Origin of the sequence: Neorhizobium sp. LMR1-1-1.1 (genome assembly GCF_040675795.1) — a bacterium.
GTDB lineage: Bacteria > Pseudomonadota > Alphaproteobacteria > Rhizobiales > Rhizobiaceae > Neorhizobium > Neorhizobium cellulosilyticum.
This window is the reverse complement of sequence record NZ_JBEGHE010000080.1, coordinates 139,012-155,370: the sequence shown is the minus strand read 5'-3', so window position 1 is coordinate 155,370 and position 16,359 is coordinate 139,012. Positions and strand designations below refer to the sequence as shown.

The 16,359-nt window shown below is 60.6% G+C and carries 14 protein-coding genes; 11 read left to right on the top strand and 3 right to left on the bottom strand.

Going from position 1 to position 16,359, the window contains the following annotated elements; all coding sequences use genetic code 11:
* The first annotated feature begins 1 nt into the window (after position 1).
* The 3 genes from cbiE to cobM are packed head-to-tail and all read left to right on the top strand — an operon-like array spanning position 2 to position 2,429.
* A complete protein-coding gene (gene cbiE, locus MRBLMR1_RS28960; protein WP_148143736.1) occupies positions 2-1,252 on the top strand; it encodes a precorrin-6y C5,15-methyltransferase (decarboxylating) subunit CbiE in 1,251 nt (416 codons plus the stop codon).
* Positions 1,249-1,635, top strand: a complete 387-nt coding sequence (locus MRBLMR1_RS28955) for a cobalamin biosynthesis protein (protein ID WP_183686874.1) — start codon at positions 1,249-1,251, stop codon at positions 1,633-1,635. The genes cbiE and MRBLMR1_RS28955 overlap by 4 nt, the downstream gene beginning before the upstream one ends.
* Entirely contained in the window at positions 1,632-2,429 is a 798-nt protein-coding gene (gene cobM, locus MRBLMR1_RS28950) for a precorrin-4 C(11)-methyltransferase (RefSeq protein WP_148143740.1), read from the top strand. The genes MRBLMR1_RS28955 and cobM overlap by 4 nt, the downstream gene beginning before the upstream one ends.
* Here the strand turns inward: cobM and MRBLMR1_RS28945 are convergent.
* A complete protein-coding gene (locus MRBLMR1_RS28945) occupies positions 2,405-3,514 on the bottom strand; it encodes a cobalt-precorrin-5B (C(1))-methyltransferase (RefSeq protein ID WP_183686888.1) in 1,110 nt (369 codons plus the stop codon). The two genes, cobM and MRBLMR1_RS28945, sit on opposite strands and share 25 nt — an antisense overlap.
* Positions 3,515-3,573: 59 nt before the next feature.
* Here MRBLMR1_RS28945 and cobA point away from each other — a divergent pair, with 59 nt between their 5' ends.
* From cobA to msrA, 8 genes are all read left to right on the top strand, one after another.
* Positions 3,574-4,377: a uroporphyrinogen-III C-methyltransferase gene (cobA, locus tag MRBLMR1_RS28940; RefSeq protein ID WP_148143744.1), complete on the top strand. Its 804-nt coding sequence runs from the start codon at positions 3,574-3,576 to the stop codon at positions 4,375-4,377.
* Positions 4,374-5,687, top strand: coding sequence for a cobyrinic acid a,c-diamide synthase CobB (locus tag MRBLMR1_RS28935; RefSeq protein WP_148143747.1), 1,314 nt, complete (start codon positions 4,374-4,376; stop codon positions 5,685-5,687). The genes cobA and MRBLMR1_RS28935 overlap by 4 nt, the downstream gene beginning before the upstream one ends.
* 355 nt (positions 5,688-6,042) lie before the next feature.
* Complete coding sequence (locus MRBLMR1_RS28930) at positions 6,043-7,632, top strand: ABC transporter substrate-binding protein (RefSeq protein ID WP_148143748.1); 1,590 nt, start codon at positions 6,043-6,045, stop codon at positions 7,630-7,632.
* A gap of 95 nt (positions 7,633-7,727) precedes the next feature.
* Complete coding sequence (locus tag MRBLMR1_RS28925) at positions 7,728-8,735, top strand: ABC transporter permease (RefSeq protein WP_148143749.1); 1,008 nt, start codon at positions 7,728-7,730, stop codon at positions 8,733-8,735.
* Positions 8,732-9,559, top strand: coding sequence for an ABC transporter permease (locus MRBLMR1_RS28920; RefSeq protein WP_148143750.1), 828 nt, complete (start codon positions 8,732-8,734; stop codon positions 9,557-9,559). Before MRBLMR1_RS28925 ends, MRBLMR1_RS28920 begins: the two co-directional genes overlap by 4 nt.
* Complete coding sequence (locus MRBLMR1_RS28915) at positions 9,552-11,189, top strand: ABC transporter ATP-binding protein (RefSeq protein ID WP_148143751.1); 1,638 nt, start codon at positions 9,552-9,554, stop codon at positions 11,187-11,189. Before MRBLMR1_RS28920 ends, MRBLMR1_RS28915 begins: the two co-directional genes overlap by 8 nt.
* Before the next feature lie 147 nt (positions 11,190-11,336).
* Positions 11,337-13,337, top strand: coding sequence for a CocE/NonD family hydrolase (locus MRBLMR1_RS28910; RefSeq protein WP_500067069.1), 2,001 nt, complete (start codon positions 11,337-11,339; stop codon positions 13,335-13,337).
* Positions 13,338-13,446: 109 nt separating this feature from the next.
* On the top strand, positions 13,447-14,118 hold the full coding sequence (gene msrA / locus MRBLMR1_RS28905; RefSeq protein WP_500067079.1) for a peptide-methionine (S)-S-oxide reductase MsrA: 672 nt from the start codon (positions 13,447-13,449) through the stop codon (positions 14,116-14,118).
* On the opposite strand, the gene MRBLMR1_RS28900 is transcribed toward msrA, so the two are convergent.
* Entirely contained in the window at positions 14,115-15,041 is a 927-nt protein-coding gene (locus MRBLMR1_RS28900; RefSeq protein WP_500067068.1) for an alpha/beta hydrolase, read from the bottom strand. The genes msrA and MRBLMR1_RS28900 overlap by 4 nt on opposite strands.
* Before the next feature lie 64 nt (positions 15,042-15,105).
* Positions 15,106-16,338 carry an ROK family transcriptional regulator gene (locus tag MRBLMR1_RS28895; RefSeq protein WP_148143754.1) on the bottom strand — a complete coding sequence of 411 codons (1,233 nt, stop codon included), beginning with the start codon at positions 16,336-16,338 and terminating at the stop codon, positions 15,106-15,108.
* Positions 16,339-16,359: the final 21 nt, after the last annotated feature.

The following is a 16,359-nucleotide window of genomic DNA, read 5'->3' as shown; positions in this document are numbered from 1 at the left end:
ATTGCCTCCTGAATCAGAGAAACAAGCTTTAAACCAAAGCCGCTGGCTGTCCATTGTCGGGATCGGCGAGGATGGCGTGAAAGGGCTGGGCGAAAACGCCAGGGATGCGATCGCCTGCGCTTCGGTCGTCTTCGGCGGCAGACGGCATCTGGAGCTTGCAGCGCCGCTGGTAACCGGCGAGGCGCGGCCATGGCCGGTGCCGTTCGATGCAGCGATGCGCGATGTCGTGGCACTGAGAGGGCAAAAGGTTTGCGTGCTCGCCTCCGGCGATCCGTTCTTTTACGGCGCCGGCGTCACCCTGTCGCGTCACATCGGCTCCGATGAGTTTACCACCTACCCATCGCCTTCGGCATTCTCGCTGGCGGCTTCACGACTTGGCTGGCCACTACAGGATATCGAAACCGTTTCCCTGCACGGCCGCCCGATCGATCTGATCCGCCCGCTATTACATCCCGGCCGGCGGATCATCGCGTTGACCTCCGACGAAAAAGGCCCTCGGGAGCTGGCGGAACTGCTGACGGAAAGCGGGTTTGGTCGATCCGGAATGACAGTGCTTGAAGCGATGGGCGGTGAGGCCGAGACGATGCGCGCCGGCAAGGCCGCAGAATTCGCACTGCAGGATATCAATGTCCTCAATGTCGTGGCCATCGAGGTGGTTGCAAGTGCCGATGCGCGCATCCTGCCGCGTGGTTTCGGACTGGACGACGCGCTGTTCGAACACGATGGACAGATCACCAAGCGGGAAATCCGGGCGCTGACGCTGTCGGCGCTCAGCCCGCGGCCTGGTGAACTGCTCTGGGACATCGGCGCCGGTTCCGGTTCGATCGGCATAGAATGGATGCTGGCTGACCCGTCGATGCGAGCGATTGCCATCGAAGCTCATCCGGAACGCGCCGCGCGGATCAGGCGCAATGCATACCGTTTCGGCGTTCCGGGATTGGTTCTGGTCGAAGGAGAGGCGCCGTCCGCGCTGAACGATCTCCCGCAACCCGATACGATCTTCATCGGCGGCGGAGGCAGCGAACCAGGCGTCTTCGACGCAGCCTTAGAGGCACTGAAGCCCGGCGGCAGGCTGGTTGCCAATGCCGTGACGCTGGAAATGGAAACCGTACTGCTGGCGGCACAAGCGAAACTCGGCGGCAACCTGATCCGAATGGAAGTTTCACGCGCAGCACCGGTCGGCGCGATGCAGGGCTGGAAGCCGGCAATGCCGGTGACCCAATGGACATGGACAAAAGGAATGCAATCATGATCGTTGCCGGTCTCGGCTGCCGCAAGGGCAGCACGCGCGATGAGCTTCTATCGGCGCTCGATGCCGCCTGCATGGAAGCGAAAATTTCACGTGAATCCATCTCGGCGCTCGCAACCGGCGAGATCAAGCGGGAGGAAGCCGGCATTCTGCAATTGGCCGAGATGCTGGGCCTGCCGCTCCATATCGTGGCGGACGATGCCCTGATGGACGCAGAACCGCGAACGAAAACCGTGTCACGGCACAGCCTTGCGAAAACGCTGTCCTCCAGCCTTTCGGAGGGTGCCGCGCTGGCAGCTGCGGGCGAAAAATCAGAGATCATCGTGCCTAGGCTGATATCGCAGGGCGCCACCTGCGCGCTGGCAGAAATGAAAGAACAAGCATGACCGTCCATTTCATCGGTGCAGGTCCGGGTGCAGCAGACCTGATCACCGTGCGCGGTCGTGATATTCTCGCCCGCGCGCCGGTCTGCCTTTATGCCGGCTCGATCATGCCCAAGGAACTGCTCGACTGGTGCCCGAAAGATGCGCGGATCGTCGATACCGGCTCATTGTCGTTGGACGAGATCGAAGCCGAATATGTTGCCGCCCACAAGGCGGGCAAGGACGTCGCGCGGCTGCATTCCGGCGATCTCTCCGTCTGGAGCGCGGTCGCCGAACAAATCCGTCGGCTGGAAAAACACGGTATCGATTATACGCTGACGCCGGGCGTGCCCTCCTTCGCCGCAGCAGCGGCAGCACTGAAGCGTGAACTCACCATCCCGGAAGTGGCCCAGAGCCTCGTACTCACCCGCGTTTCCGGCCGCGCGTCGAAAATGCCGGAAGGCGAAACACTGAAGGCCTTTGGAGCGACAGGCGCAACGCTGGCGATCCATCTCGCCATCCATGCACTGGAAAAAATCGTCGAGGAACTGACGCCGCTTTATGGCGCAGATTGCCCGGTGGCAATTGTCGTACGCGCCTCCTGGCCGGAAGAGCGGATCATCCGCGGAACGCTCGCCGATATCGAGGCGAAACTGGCGGAAGAGCCGGCCGAACGCACGGCACTGATCTTTATCGGCAAAGGCCTGGGCGCGTCCGATTTTGTCGAGAGCCAGCTATACAATGCCGACTATGTAAGGCGTTTTCGCCCCGGCTGGGATCAGTTCAGCAAGGATCACGCCGATAAGGGTTCGGAATGATCGGAGGGCGTGAACTCCGTCTTGCCGACAAGCTGGCCTTGTCGATTGAAGACCAGGATTTCCAGAGCGATATCTGGCGTATGCAGTGCCTTGGCCGCCGTTTTCCAGGCGAGTGCAGCGATGCGGTTGCCAAGCGGAAGCCCTATGTCATCGGCGAGCTGGAAGGCGTGCGACACGGTATTGGCCGCGGTAATTCGCGCCACGAGATCGGCCTCCGCGCCGGCTTCGGCCGCAACCTTGGCCAGAGCCTCGAGATCGGCAAGCCCGCGTTTGGAATGCACATCGAGCATGCCTTGAGAAAGCTTGGTCATCTTGGCGACGCCGCCGGCAATCGTCACCTTCGGCACCGGATGGCTGCGAAGATATTTCAGCATGCCGCCGACGAAATCGCCCATGTCGATCAGCGCGATCTCCGACAGGCCATGATGGGCCTGCGCCGCCTTTTCGGACACATTGCCGGTGGCGCCGGAAATGTGATCAAGCCCTGCGGCGCGCGCCACATCGATGCCACGCCAGATGGAATGAATCCAGGAAGCGCAGGAAAACGGGATGACGATGCCGGTTGTACCGAGAATCGATATGCCGCCAAGGATTCCAAGTCTACCGTTGAGGGTGCGCTCGGCGATCTTCTCGCCATCGGCAACGGAAATCTCGACCTCGAAATCCCGCTCGCCATGGCAAACCTCGGAAATAGCCTGGGCGATCATCTTGCGCGGAACCGGGTTGATAGATGGCTCACCGGGCGGCAGCGGCAGGCCAAGTCGTGTCACGGTGCCGACGCCCGGTCCCGCCTTGAAGGTAATGCCGGAGCCGGGCAATCCACGGCGCATGGTGCTCATGATCAGCGCGCCATGGGTGACATCGGGATCGTCGCCGGCATCCTTGACGATACCAGCCTTGGCAAATCCGCTGCCCTTCTCTTCCATAGCAAGAGCGAAGGCCGGGCGTTGGCCACCGGGCAATGTCACTTCGACCAAGGCGGGAAATTCGCCAGTCATCAACGCAAGACAGGCGGCCTTACTGGCTGCCGCCGCACAGGTGCCCGTCGTCCATCCACGACGCAGGTTCTTGCTTTCTGTTTCAATGGCCGCTTCCATGGCCGTTTCTATAACCCGGCCGCCACCGGCCGGCAAAAGGTTTGAATATGTCCGTGAATGAGTTGTTGGAAACGATCGTCGATGCCCCCGAATTTGCCCCGGGCCACGTATGGCTGGGTGGTGCCGGACCGGGTCATCCACGTTATCTGACGCTGGAAGTGGCTGATGCGCTGAAAAAGGCGGATGTGATCGTGCATGATGCGCTGGTTTCTGACGGCGTGCTGGCGCTGGCGACGACAAAAGACCTGATCTTCGTCGGCAAGCGTGGCGGCAAGCCTTCCGTCGCGCAGGACGATATCACGGCCAAACTGATCGAACTGGCAAAGGCGGGAAAGCGCGTCTTGCGGCTGAAGGGCGGCGATCCCTTCATCTTCGGTCGTGGTGGCGAGGAAGCTGAAGCGCTGGTGAAGGAAAACATTCCCTTTCGCGTGCTGCCCGGCATGACATCCGCATTGGCGGCGCTCGCCTCCGCCAACATTCCCGCTACCATGCGCGGCATCAGCCGCTCGATCACGCTGGCAACCGGCCATGCCGCCGGAACACCCGGGGATCTCGACTGGAAGGCGCTTGCAAAAACCGGCGAGCCCATCGTCGTTTATATGGGCGTCAGCACGATCGGCACGATTGCCCGACTGCTGATGGAAGGCGGCCTTGCCGCCGACACGCCCGTTGCCGTGCTGATGGCCGCAACGACGCCGGACGAACGCTCGATGACGGCAACACTTGCCACTGTCGAGGAAGAAGTCCAGCGCCAGAATTTTGCCGCTCCAGCACTGATCGTCATCGGCAGGATCGTTTCCATGCAGGCTGCCCTATCCGGGCAGGCCGTTCTTTCGGGCAAGAATCCATGATCGCCCGCGCGCTCATCATCGGCGCACCCCGCTCCGGCTCCGGCAAGACAAGCGTCACGATCGGCCTGCTGAGGGCGTTCCAACGGCGCGGCGTGAAAGTTCGCGGCATCAAGACCGGGCCGGATTATATCGACCCCGGTTTTCACGAGGCGGCGACCCGCCTGCCCGGCCTCAATCTCGACAGCTGGGCGATGGCGCCCGATCTTTTGCGCCATCTGGCGCGTGAACAGGCGGATGATGCCGAGCTGATACTGATCGAAAGTGCCATGGGCCTGTTCGACGGCATCGTGACCGAACCCAATCGTTCCGGCGCCGCATCCGATCTGGCCCGGCTTTTCGGCCTGCCTGTGCTTCTGGTACTCGACGTTTCCGGCCAGAGCCAGACAGCGGCGGCAATCGCCTGCGGTTTCATGCATTACGACCCAAATGTGAAGATGGCCGCCTGCGTGCTGAACAGGGCCGGCAGCGAGCGACACAAGAAGCTTTCCGGCGATGCGATCGAGGCACTTGGCATGCCGGTTGTCGGCACGGTGCTGCGTGATCCGACGCTGACACTGCCGGAACGCCATCTCGGTCTCGTCCAGGCGAGCGAACACCCGGAAATGGATGCCCACATCGATCGTCTGGCCGATGCTATGGAGCGCTCGCTTGATCTCGATGCGATTTTTGCCGCCGCAAAACCATTCGATATACCGTCAGGTTCAACCGAAAAGGCGCTTCCACCACCGGGCCAGCGGATTGCGCTTGCCGAGGACGCAGCCTTCACCTTCCTCTACCCACATATCAAGCGGCAATGGCGCGCCATGGGGGCGGAGATCATCACCTTTTCGCCGCTTGCCGACGAAGCGCCGCCAGCCGATTGCGACATCTGCTGGCTGCCGGGCGGTTATCCCGAGCTGCATGCCCGCCGGCTGGCAACAGCCCACAATTTCAAGGCGGGTTTGAAAAGCTTCGCGGAAACAAAACCCGTTCACGGCGAATGTGGTGGCTACATGGTTCTCGGCGAGGCGCTGGAGGATGCCGACGGGGTGACCCACGCCATGACCGGGCTTCTCTCCCATGCCACGAGCTTTGCAAAGCGCAAGATGAATCTCGGCTACCGCCAGGCACGCCTGCTGGGCCACTCTGCGATCGGTTCGGCCAACGACCTGATCCGTGGCCATGAATTCCATTACGCACGCGTGATCGATGCTGGAAACGACCAACCTCTCGCCATGATTGCAGACGGCCGCGGCGTCGAAATAGGCCCATCGGGTGGAAAACGAGGTCGTGTGACCGGCGCATTTTTCCATGCAATAGCGCGCGATTGAGCCTATTGGGCACCTGCCTGACAGGTGTCGAATTTTCGCAACCCATGGGAGGTTGCCAAATGTGTCGCATCAAAGGCACTTAATGTCGTAGCGAAGGCTCACCCGCGCGACACCGCGCCCTTACCATTCATCAAGCCTCAACGGGCCTTCGATCACAGAGCAGATTTTCCCGAGGCAGATAAGCTCACGCAGATGAGCGGGAGACTGCAGAAGAAAGGAAGTTATGTCGGCGGCAACCGAACCATTTCCCACGATCGACAGCATGAAACACGCCCCTCCACGGAAGAGGAAACCGGACGACGGGGTGTCGATGACAAGAACAGAAATCTGCATCGGATAAAGGGGAACAAGGGAAATGAACGACTTCACCAAGTATCTGGCCGGACGCGTTACGGCAGGCGGCATGAACCGCCGCGAATTCATGGGTCGCGCCATGGCCGCCGGCCTGACGCTGACCGCAGCTGGCAATCTTTTCGCCACCAGCGCCGCAGCCCAGACGCCCAAGAAGGGCGGCACATTGAAGCTCGGCCTCGAAGGCGGCGCAGCCACCGACTCGATCGACCCCGCCAAGGCAACTTCACAAGTCATGTTCGCTGCCGTACGCAGCTGGGGTGACACGCTGGTAGAGACACATCCGCAGACCCGGGCCCCGATCCCGTCGCTGGCCGAATCCTGGGCGCCTTCCGCCGACGCAAAGACCTGGACCTTCAAGATCCGCAAGGGCGTGCAGTTCCACGACGGCAAGGAAATGACCACCGACGACGTTGTGGCCACCCTGAAACGCCACAGCGACTCGAAGACCGAATCCGGTGCAGCCGGCGTGATGAAGTCGATCACCTCGATCGAAAACAAGGGCGGTGATCTGGTTGTCACACTCGACAGCGGCAATGCCGACCTGCCGGCAATCTTCACCGATTATCACCTCGTCATCCAGCCGAATGGCGGCATCGACAAGCCGACGGCAGGCGTCGGCACCGGCCCCTACAAGGTGAAGAGCTTCGAACCCGGCGTTCGCATGACCTTCGAGAAAAACCCGAATGACTGGCGCTCCGACCGTGGTTATGTAGATTCAGTCGAAATTATCACGATGAACGACGCGACGGCCCGTATTGCGGCACTTTCGTCCGGTCAGGTCCAGTTCATCAACCGCGTCGATCCGAAGACCGTACCGCTTCTGACACGCGCCTCGACGGTGCAGCTGCTGACGACATCAGGCGGCGGTCACTATGTCTTCATCATGCACTGTGACAAGGCGCCGTTCGACAACAACGACCTCAGGATGGCGCTGAAATACGCGATCGACCGCGAGGAAATGGTCAAGCGCATTCTCGGCGGTTACGGCAAGGTGGGCAACGACTTCCCGATCAACGACACCTACGCGCTCTTCCCCGAAGGCATCGAGCAGCGATCTTACGATCCCGACAAGGCGGCCTTCCATTACAAGAAGTCCGGCCATAGTGGATCCGTGCTCCTGCGCACCTCGGAAGTCGCCTTCCCGGGCGCCGTCGACGCCTCCGTGCTCTTCCAGCAGAGCGCCAAGAAAGCTGGCATCGACATCGAGATTAAGCGCGAGCCGGGTGACGGCTACTGGTCGAACGTCTGGAACGTGCAGCCTTTCTCCGCCTCCTATTGGGGCAGCCGCGCGACCCAGGACCAGTTCTATTCCGGCGCCTATCTTTCGACCGCCGACTGGAACGACACCCGCTTCAAGAACGAGACATTCGACAAGCTGCTGATCTCGGCCCGTGGCGAACTGGACGAGAAGAAGCGCAAGGACATGTATCGCGAAATGGCGATGCTGGTGCGCGACGAAGGCGGCACGATTCTGCCGATGTTCAACGACTTCGTGAATGCCGGCACCAAGAAGCTAATGGGCTATGTCAGCGATATCGGCAACGACATGTCCAACGGTTATGTCGCAAGCCGCGTCTGGTTCGACGCCTGATCCTTTGAACGAGGGCCTCGGCCCACCGATGAACATGGATCGCAGGTCAGCGCCTGCGATCCCATTCCTTCATTTCGGAAACGGGATCGCGCCAGATGTCAAATTCCGCAGAGGCCGGCGGTACGCCTGCCCGCAGCCCGAGGGAGCGGTTTCCGCTATTGACCCTTATCTTCGAGCGTTTCCTCCTCTCGCTCGTTCTTCTCTTCGCCGTTTCCGTGCTGATCTTTGCCGGCGTGGAAGCTTTGCCCGGCGATTTCGCCTCCACCTATCTCGGCCAGTCGGCAACGCCTGAGACGATTGCCAACATCCGCGCCGAACTCGGTCTCGATCGCCCTGTCGTCACCCGTTATTTCGACTGGCTGGGCGGCGTGGTCCAGGGTGATTTCGGCACCTCCTGGGCAAGCCGCAATTCGGTCTCCGAACAGGTCGGCAAACGACTTGGCAACTCACTGTTCCTTGCCGGTTTTGCCGCCATCATCGCCGTGCCGCTTGCGATCTGTCTCGGCATGCTCTCGGTCCATTTCCGTGACCGGATGCCCGACAAGATCATCAATGTGATTTCGCTGGCGGCGATCTCGCTGCCGGAATTTTTCATCGGCTACCTGCTGATCCTCTATTTCGCCGTCAATTTCGGTATCGCCACCTTCCCGGCGACAGTCTACGAGGGCATGGGCTTCCTCGAACGTATCCAGACGATTGCGCTGCCGACGGCAACACTGGTTCTCGTCGTTCTCGCTCACATGATGCGGATGACGCGGGCAGCCATCCTCTCCGTCATGTCTTCTGCCTATATGGAAACGGCCGAGCTGAAGGGACTTTCCAGCTGGCGAGCGATCGTCAAGCACGCCGCCCCCAACGCGCTCGCCCCGATCATCAATGTAGTGGCGCTCAATCTCGCCTATCTGGTGGTCGGTGTCGTAGTCGTCGAGGTCGTCTTCGTTTATCCGGGCATGGGCCAATACATGGTTGATGCGGTGACGGTGCGCGACATGCCGGTCGTGCAGGCCTGCGGCCTGATCTTTGCGGCCGTCTACATCCTCTTGAACATGCTGGCCGATATTCTTGCGATCGTCGCCAATCCGAGATTGAGGCATCCGCGATGAGAGTGAGAGAAATCCCCATCACCGCCTGGATCGGCCTTTTCGGCATTGCGCTCGCCATCTTCTGCGCCCTCTTCGCCCCGCTGATTGCCCCTTATGGCGAAACCGAAGTCGTCGGGGGCGTCTGGCAGGTGGCGGATGGCCAGTTCTTCTTCGGCCTAGACAATCTCGGCCGTGACATCCTCTCGCGGCTGATCTACGGCACCCGTACGACGCTTTTCGTGGCGCTGGCGGCGACCGTGATCTCGTTTTCGCTCGGCATCATTTTAAGCTTCATCGCGGCGGTCTCCGGCGGGGTGATCGACACAGTCTTCTCCCGTTTCAACGACCTGATGATGTCGATCCCGACGCTGATCTTCGCGCTCGTCGTACTGGCCGTCCTGCCGCAATACCTGTTCGTGCTGATCCTTGTCATGGCAGTACTTGATTCCACCCGCGTCTACCGTCTCGGCCGCGCCGTGGCGCTCGATGTCGCGGTGATGGAATTTGTCGAGGCGGCGAAACTGCGCGGTGAAGGCAAGATGTGGATCATTTTTCGCGAGATCCTGCCCAACACGCTCTCGCCGCTTCTGGCCGAGTTCGGTCTGCGCTTCGCCTTTGCCATCCTGTTCCTTTCTACCCTTTCCTTCCTCGGCCTCGGCATACAGCCGCCGACAGCAGACTGGGGCGGCATGGTGAAGGACAACAAGGACGGCATCATCTTCGGCATCCCCGCAGCGCTTGTACCCGGCTCGGCGATCGCGGCACTTTGCATCTGCGTCAACCTTGTGGTCGACTGGCTCTTGAAACGAACCTCCAGCCTGAAGGGAGGTCGTGGCGATGCCTGACACCCATCTTCTTTCCGTCCGCGACCTGAAGATCGAAGCAACCAGCTATCCGCCCGGCGAACAGCCGAAACGGATCACCATCGTCGACGGCGTTTCCTTCGATCTGCAAAAGGGTAAGGTTTTGGGCCTGATCGGCGAATCGGGAGCCGGCAAGTCGACGATCGGCCTCTCCGCCCTCGCCTATGGCCGCGGCGGCGCCGAAATCACCGGCGGCGAGGTGAAACTCGACGGCATCGACATCCTCAAACTCGGCAAGGGCGGCATCAGAAAACTGCGCGGCGCCCGTATCTGCTACGTGGCGCAGTCTGCAGCTGCCGCCTTCAACCCGGCCCACCGGCTGGGCGACCAGGTAATCGAGGCGACAGTCAAGCACGGCCTGATGACCAAGCAGGAGGCGCGCCAGCGGGCGCTCTATCTCTTCCAGGTACTGGGCCTCCCAAGTCCCGAGACCTTCGGCGATCGTTTCCCGCATCAGGTTTCGGGCGGGCAGTTGCAACGCGCCATGACCGCCATGGCGCTCTGCTCCAACCCTGACCTGATCGTCTTCGACGAACCGACAACGGCGCTCGACGTGACGACGCAGATCGATGTTCTGGCCGCGATCAAACATGCGATTGAGGAAACCGATACGGCTGCGCTCTACATCACCCACGATCTCGCGGTGGTCGCTCAGATTTCGGACGACATCATGGTTCTCCGCCATGGCAAGACGGTGGAATACGGCTCGGTACAGCAGATCATCGAGGCGCCGACGCAGGACTATACAAGAGCGCTGGTCAACGTGCGCCAGACAGCACGCGAGGAGGCTGCGGACCAGTCCAACCCGCTGCTGAAAGTGGATAATGTCAGCGCGGAATATTCGAACGGCTTCAAGGTTCTGCACGGCGTCTCCCTGCATCTGTGCAAGGGGCAGACACTGGCGATCGTTGGCGAATCAGGGTCGGGAAAGTCGACGCTGGCACGTGTCATCACCGGCCTTCTGAGGCCGAGCGAAGGCAAGATCACGTTCGACGGCAAGCCGCTGACACTGACACTGAAGAACCGCCCGAAAGACGATCTTCGCCGTATCCAGCTGATCTACCAGATGGCTGATACGGCAATGAACCCACGCCAGACGGTGCGCGACATCATCGGCCGGCCGCTGACCTTCTATTACGGCCTCAGAGGTGCTGCAAAGACCGCCCGCGTCAGGAAACTGCTCGAACAGATCGAAATGGGCAACGGTTTCATCGATCGTTATCCGGCAGAGCTTTCCGGCGGGCAGAAGCAGCGTGTGGCGATTGCCCGTGCGCTTGCGGCGAAACCGGAGCTGATCCTTTGCGACGAGCCGACATCGGCGCTCGACCCGCTGGTCGCCGAAGGCATTTTGAAGCTGCTGATGAAACTGCAGGAAGAGCAGCAGCTCTCCTATGTTTTCATCACCCATGACATCGCCATCGTGAAGGCAATAGCCGATTCGGTCGCCGTCATGCATCGCGGCAGGCTGGTCCGCTTCGGCCCGAAATCCCAGGCACTTTCGCCGCCCTTCGACGACTACACAGACCTTCTCCTCAAATCCGTGCCCGAAATGGAACTCGGCTGGCTGGAAAAGGTGCTTGCCACGCGGCGCATGGAAAGCGCCGGACACTGAGAGCTGCCCCTCATCCGCCTGCCGGCACCTTCTCCCCGTAAACGGGGCGAGGACGCAGGTACCAACGTCTCGTTTCCCTTTCCACCATCGAGAGGGGGAAGGTGAGGGGCAAATCCCGCAAAGAGTTTGCTTTTAGGATCTGAACAGATGAACGACCGCCCCTTCACCGTTATCGAAAACCAGTGGATCAGGCTGAAGGACGGGACCCGGCTTGCCGCCCGCATCTGGATGCCGGATGGAACAGAAGCCGATCCGGTGCCGGCGGTCTTCGAATTCCTGCCCTATCGAAAACGCGACGGAACCAGCCCGCGCGACGAATCCACTTATCCGGTCTTTGCTGCGTCAGGTATTGCCGGAGTGCGTGTCGATATCCGCGGCTCGGGCGAATCCGACGGGGTGATCGACGGCGAGTATACCGAGCTGGAACTGGCGAATGCCTGCGAGCTGATCGCCTGGATTGCCGAACAACCCTGGTCGAACGGTTCGGTCGGCATGATGGGTATCTCCTGGGGCGGCTTCAACAGCCTGCAAGTCGCAGCGCTTCGCCCGCCAGCCTTAAAGGCGGTGATCTCGATCGCCTCCACTACCGATCGCTACAATGACGATATCCATTACAAGAATGGCTGTCATCTCTCGGCCCAGCTCTCCTGGGCGGCAACCATGCTTGCCTACCAATCCCGCTCGCCCGATCCGGAAATCGTCGGCGACCGCTGGCTCGACATGTGGGTAGAGCGGCTGGAAAACGAACCCTTCTTCGTGGAGGAATGGCTCTCTCACCAGCGCCGCGATGCATTCTGGAAACACGGTTCGATCTGCGAGGACTATTCCGCTTTCGAAATCCCGGCTCTGGTAATTGCCGGTTGGGCCGATGGTTATCGCAACACCCCGTTTCTGGCGGTCGAGGGACTGGGCGAAAAGGCCAAGGCGCTTGTCGGCCCATGGGTCCACAAATACCCGCATTTTGCCTGGCCAAAACCACGCGCCGATTTCCTTGGCGAGGCCATCGCCTTCTGGAACCGCTGGCTGCGCGGCGAGAACAACGGCATCGACCGGCTGCCGCAGATGCGCGCCTATATTCTCGACGGTCCGAAGCCGGCTGTCAGACGTGATGCCGATCCGGGTTTCTGGATCTCGAAAGACCGCTGGAGCGCACCGGAAGCCGAGTGTTTCTATATCGATCAGTTCGGAACACTGCTTGAAGGCATGCCTATCCCCCATGCGCCGAAGCATAACGTCTATCTGAAATCCCCACTCGACACCGGAACAGCCGCCGGTGAATGGTTCACACTGAAACCGGATGCGGAACTGGCCGGCGACCAGCGCAGCGACGATGCCGGCTCGCTGACCTTTGAGACGGCACCGCTGGCGCAGTCGAAAACCTATCTCGGTCGCCCGGTCATCACGCTGACGCTGCACGCCGATGCCGAGCTTGCCAATCTCTGCGCCCGCATCGTCGACATCCATCCCGACGGCACCGCAACACGCGTTTCGTTCGGCGTCATCAACCTTGCCCATCGTGACGGCAACGAGAACCCGAAGCCGCTCACGCCCGGCGAGCCGGTAACGATCCGGCTTGAACTCGATGCATGCGGTTATCGTTTTGGCGAAGGACACAGAATTCGGCTATCGATTTCAACCTCTTACTGGCCGATGGTTCTACCGCCGCCGGTCGATCCCGGCGTGACGATCGATATCGCTTCGCTTGGTCTCGCCATGCCGCTTCTTGGGCGCCATGAGACCTTCGAGATGAAGCAGCCTGACAATCCGGATCCGCTGCCGAAATATATCGAACATGCACCGGCTGAAACGCGCCGCAGCGTAACCCGCGACCTTGCTGCCAACGAGACGCGCTATCAGGTGACCGAGGATACCGGACTTTTCGAACATCCCGGCACCGGCCTTGCCACCTGCCGGCGCCGCGAGGAAACCTGGTCGATCAGCCCGGACGATCCACTGTCTATGACAGGAACCTGCGTCTGGACCTGCGACATGAGCCGCTCCAACTGGTCGATACGTACTGTGTCGACCGCCAATATAGCCTGCACGGACAAGGATTGGCTGATAAGCGCCAAGGTTCTGGCCTATCACGGGGAAAAGCAGATCTTCGAAAAGACATTCGAGAAAGCGATACCGCGTGACCTCATCTAGACGGTCACGTTCGCCACATCGATGTGAGTTGACCGAAAGCTTTACGAGGAACACAGTCATGGCAACTGGAGAAGCTGCCATGACAATATTTGCACGCAAAAACCTTGGAATGACATTCGCCTTGTTGCTACTTGCCGCTCCGGCAACATCCGCGTTTGCTGCAGAAGCGGCAGTGGTTATCCCGGCCCCCATAGTTGATGAGGCAGCCAAGGGGAGCAGCGAGACCGCAGTTTTTGCCGGCGGCTGTTTCTGGGGTGTGCAGGCCGTGTTCCAGCATGTGAAGGGCGTGAAGAACGCAGTCTCGGGATATTCCGGCGGCGCGAAGGAAACGGCCAGTTATGAGACCGTCAGCCTAGGCGAGACGGGCCACGCGGAGGCGGTGGAAGTGACCTTCGATCCGCACGAGGTGAGCTACGGCACACTGCTGCAGGTGTTTTTCTCCGTCGCCCATAACCCGACCCAGCTGAATTATCAGGGGCCGGATCAGGGCACGCAGTACCGATCAGCGATTTTTACCGCCAGCGCTGAACAGCAGAAAGTTGCCGCAGCCTACATCGCCCAACTGGACAGAACCGGGCTGTTTCATGCGCCGATCGTGACCAAGCTTTCGAAGCTGAAAGGCTTTTATCCGGCAGAAAAATACCATCAGGATTTCCTGACGCTCAATCCGAACCACCCCTATATCGTCTATAACGACATGCCGAAGATCGATAATCTGAAGACCATCTTCCCGGCAGCCTTCAGGGCCAATCCGGTACTTGTCTCCAAGGCGAAGACCTAGGCGGCAAACGCTCGGATCGCTTCGCACAGAGTCTTGAAACCGTCTCGTGCGCCCTCGCTCATATGCCGGGCGCGAAGCCATCCGTGGACCATTTGCGGCTCGTCTCGAAAGCTCGCGGTGACACCCCATTGGTTCAGCCGCGCTGCATAGAGCCGGCCATCATCACGCAGCGGATCGAAATGCGCCACGGTGATATAGGCAGGCGGAAGCCCGGAAAGATCGGTTGATAGAAGCGGATGCGCCACCGGCTCAATTTCCGGCGCTTTTAGCACTGCGCGATAATAGGCGACATCGGCGGTCGTCAAACCCGGCGCATTCGCCATTTCTCGATACGAACCTGAAACAAGATCGCCGCCAAGCGCGGGGTAAATGAGCACCTGACCTATAATGCCGGGAAGGTTTTCGTCACGCGCCCGAATTGAGAGGCCGGCAGCAAGATTGCCGCCAGCACTGTCACCGATCACCACGATCTTGCTACCCTGCCCGATAAGCTGCTTCAGCACGCCGTAACAATCATCCGTCTGAACAGGCCAGACGTGTTCCGGCGCGAGACGATAATCGACAGAAATGAGCTCCGCTTGGGCAAACTCGGCAATCTCGGCACAGATCGCATGATGGCTCTCCAGAGAGCCGACGACAAAGCCGCCGCCATGCAGATAGAGCAAAACGGTTTTCGTAGTGAGACGCGCAGGTCGGTAGCGCCGGATCGGCGCGAACAAAACCTCATCCTGAAAGATCATCCCCTTGGGCAGCGGCCGGTCGAAACCGGCACAGAGCGCATCATACCAGACGCGCTGCTGCGCAATCGGCGCATTCACGGCGTCGGGGGGATAAAAGCTGTTGCAGGCATCGAGAAACTCAAGAATACCCGGCTCGCTCGGCATCGGCGAATGTGTCTCGCTGGTCTCCATGGCCTCATTCATCCTGTTTCTCCGAGGACCAAAGGCTAGGCAAGATGACGGTATGCTGCAAGAGTAAGAACGGCTCTCACTCTCCGTTGAAATCCTTGAGCAGCACCGACTGATCCGTCAGGTACCGGGCGAAGATGGGCAGGCTGGCGCCACCGATCGCGCGCGCCTGCGATCCGACCTTGCCCTGGATGATATCGGGAATGACGACACCGCGAAGGTCGAGCCGGGCAACCGCCTCGATCGTCGCATCGACGATGCGTTTCCTCACCCAGCCCGGAAAGCCACCATCGATGACCGCCGCACCGAAATCGATGATCGAAGCGGCCGCGACGATGGCCTGCGCCAATGCGGCAGCTGTCGCCTGGACCCAGAGCTCTAGCGGCTGGCCGAAATCGACCCAGTCATCGGCCGAATACCAGAGCGGCTGCGGATCGATGCCGCGATCTCTCAGCATGTTCTCCAGTACGAAGATCGAGGCGATATCGAGAAGCTGGCGATTTTCGCCATTCCTGCCCCGCACCGGCAGCGGCCCGACGGCCCCGGCAGTGCCCGTACGGCCCGAAAAAATGCTCGAATTCAACACGATGCCGCCGCCGATGAACGAGCCGATGAACAGGTAGATGAAATCCGGATAGGTAGGCCCGACACCGAATACCAGCTCCGCACCGCAGGCGCTCGTCGCGTCGTTCTGCAAATAGACGGAGTGAGCGACGCGCGACGCGACTTCGGCCTGGAGATCGAAGCCACGCCAAACCTCCATGGCACCCGATGGCGCGCCGATCTCGTCGGCCCAATTCCACAACTCGAACGGCGCAGCAATACCGATGCCGGCGATCCGCGCCTGCTCCTCGCCGCTCATCTGCGCTTCGATATCGGCAATGCCCGAGGTGATGATCCGCAGAATCTCCTGCGGCAGCGGATAAGCATAGGTCTCGTGATAGCGCTTGCGGATATTACCGACGAAATCCATCAGCACCAGATCGGCGCTGCGACGGCCTATCTTCACGCCGAAGGACAGGACGGCATCCGGGTTGAGACGCATGGGTATGGAAGGTTGGCCGACACGCCCCCGCACCGGCTCGCCGCGAAGCAACAGACCATCTTTCTCCAGCGCCCGCATGATGACCGACGCCGTCTGTGCCGACAGGCCGCTGAGCCGGGTAATATCTGCCTTCGACAGCGCACCGTGCAGCCGCACCAGCGACAGGACCAGCCGCTCGTTATAGGCGCGCACCCGCGTCTGGTTGGAACCGCCGGAAAAACCGGCAGAAGAAACAGGCCCGGAAAGCGGGCCATCGGTGATCGACATCCAGCACCTCCCTTGCCTTCG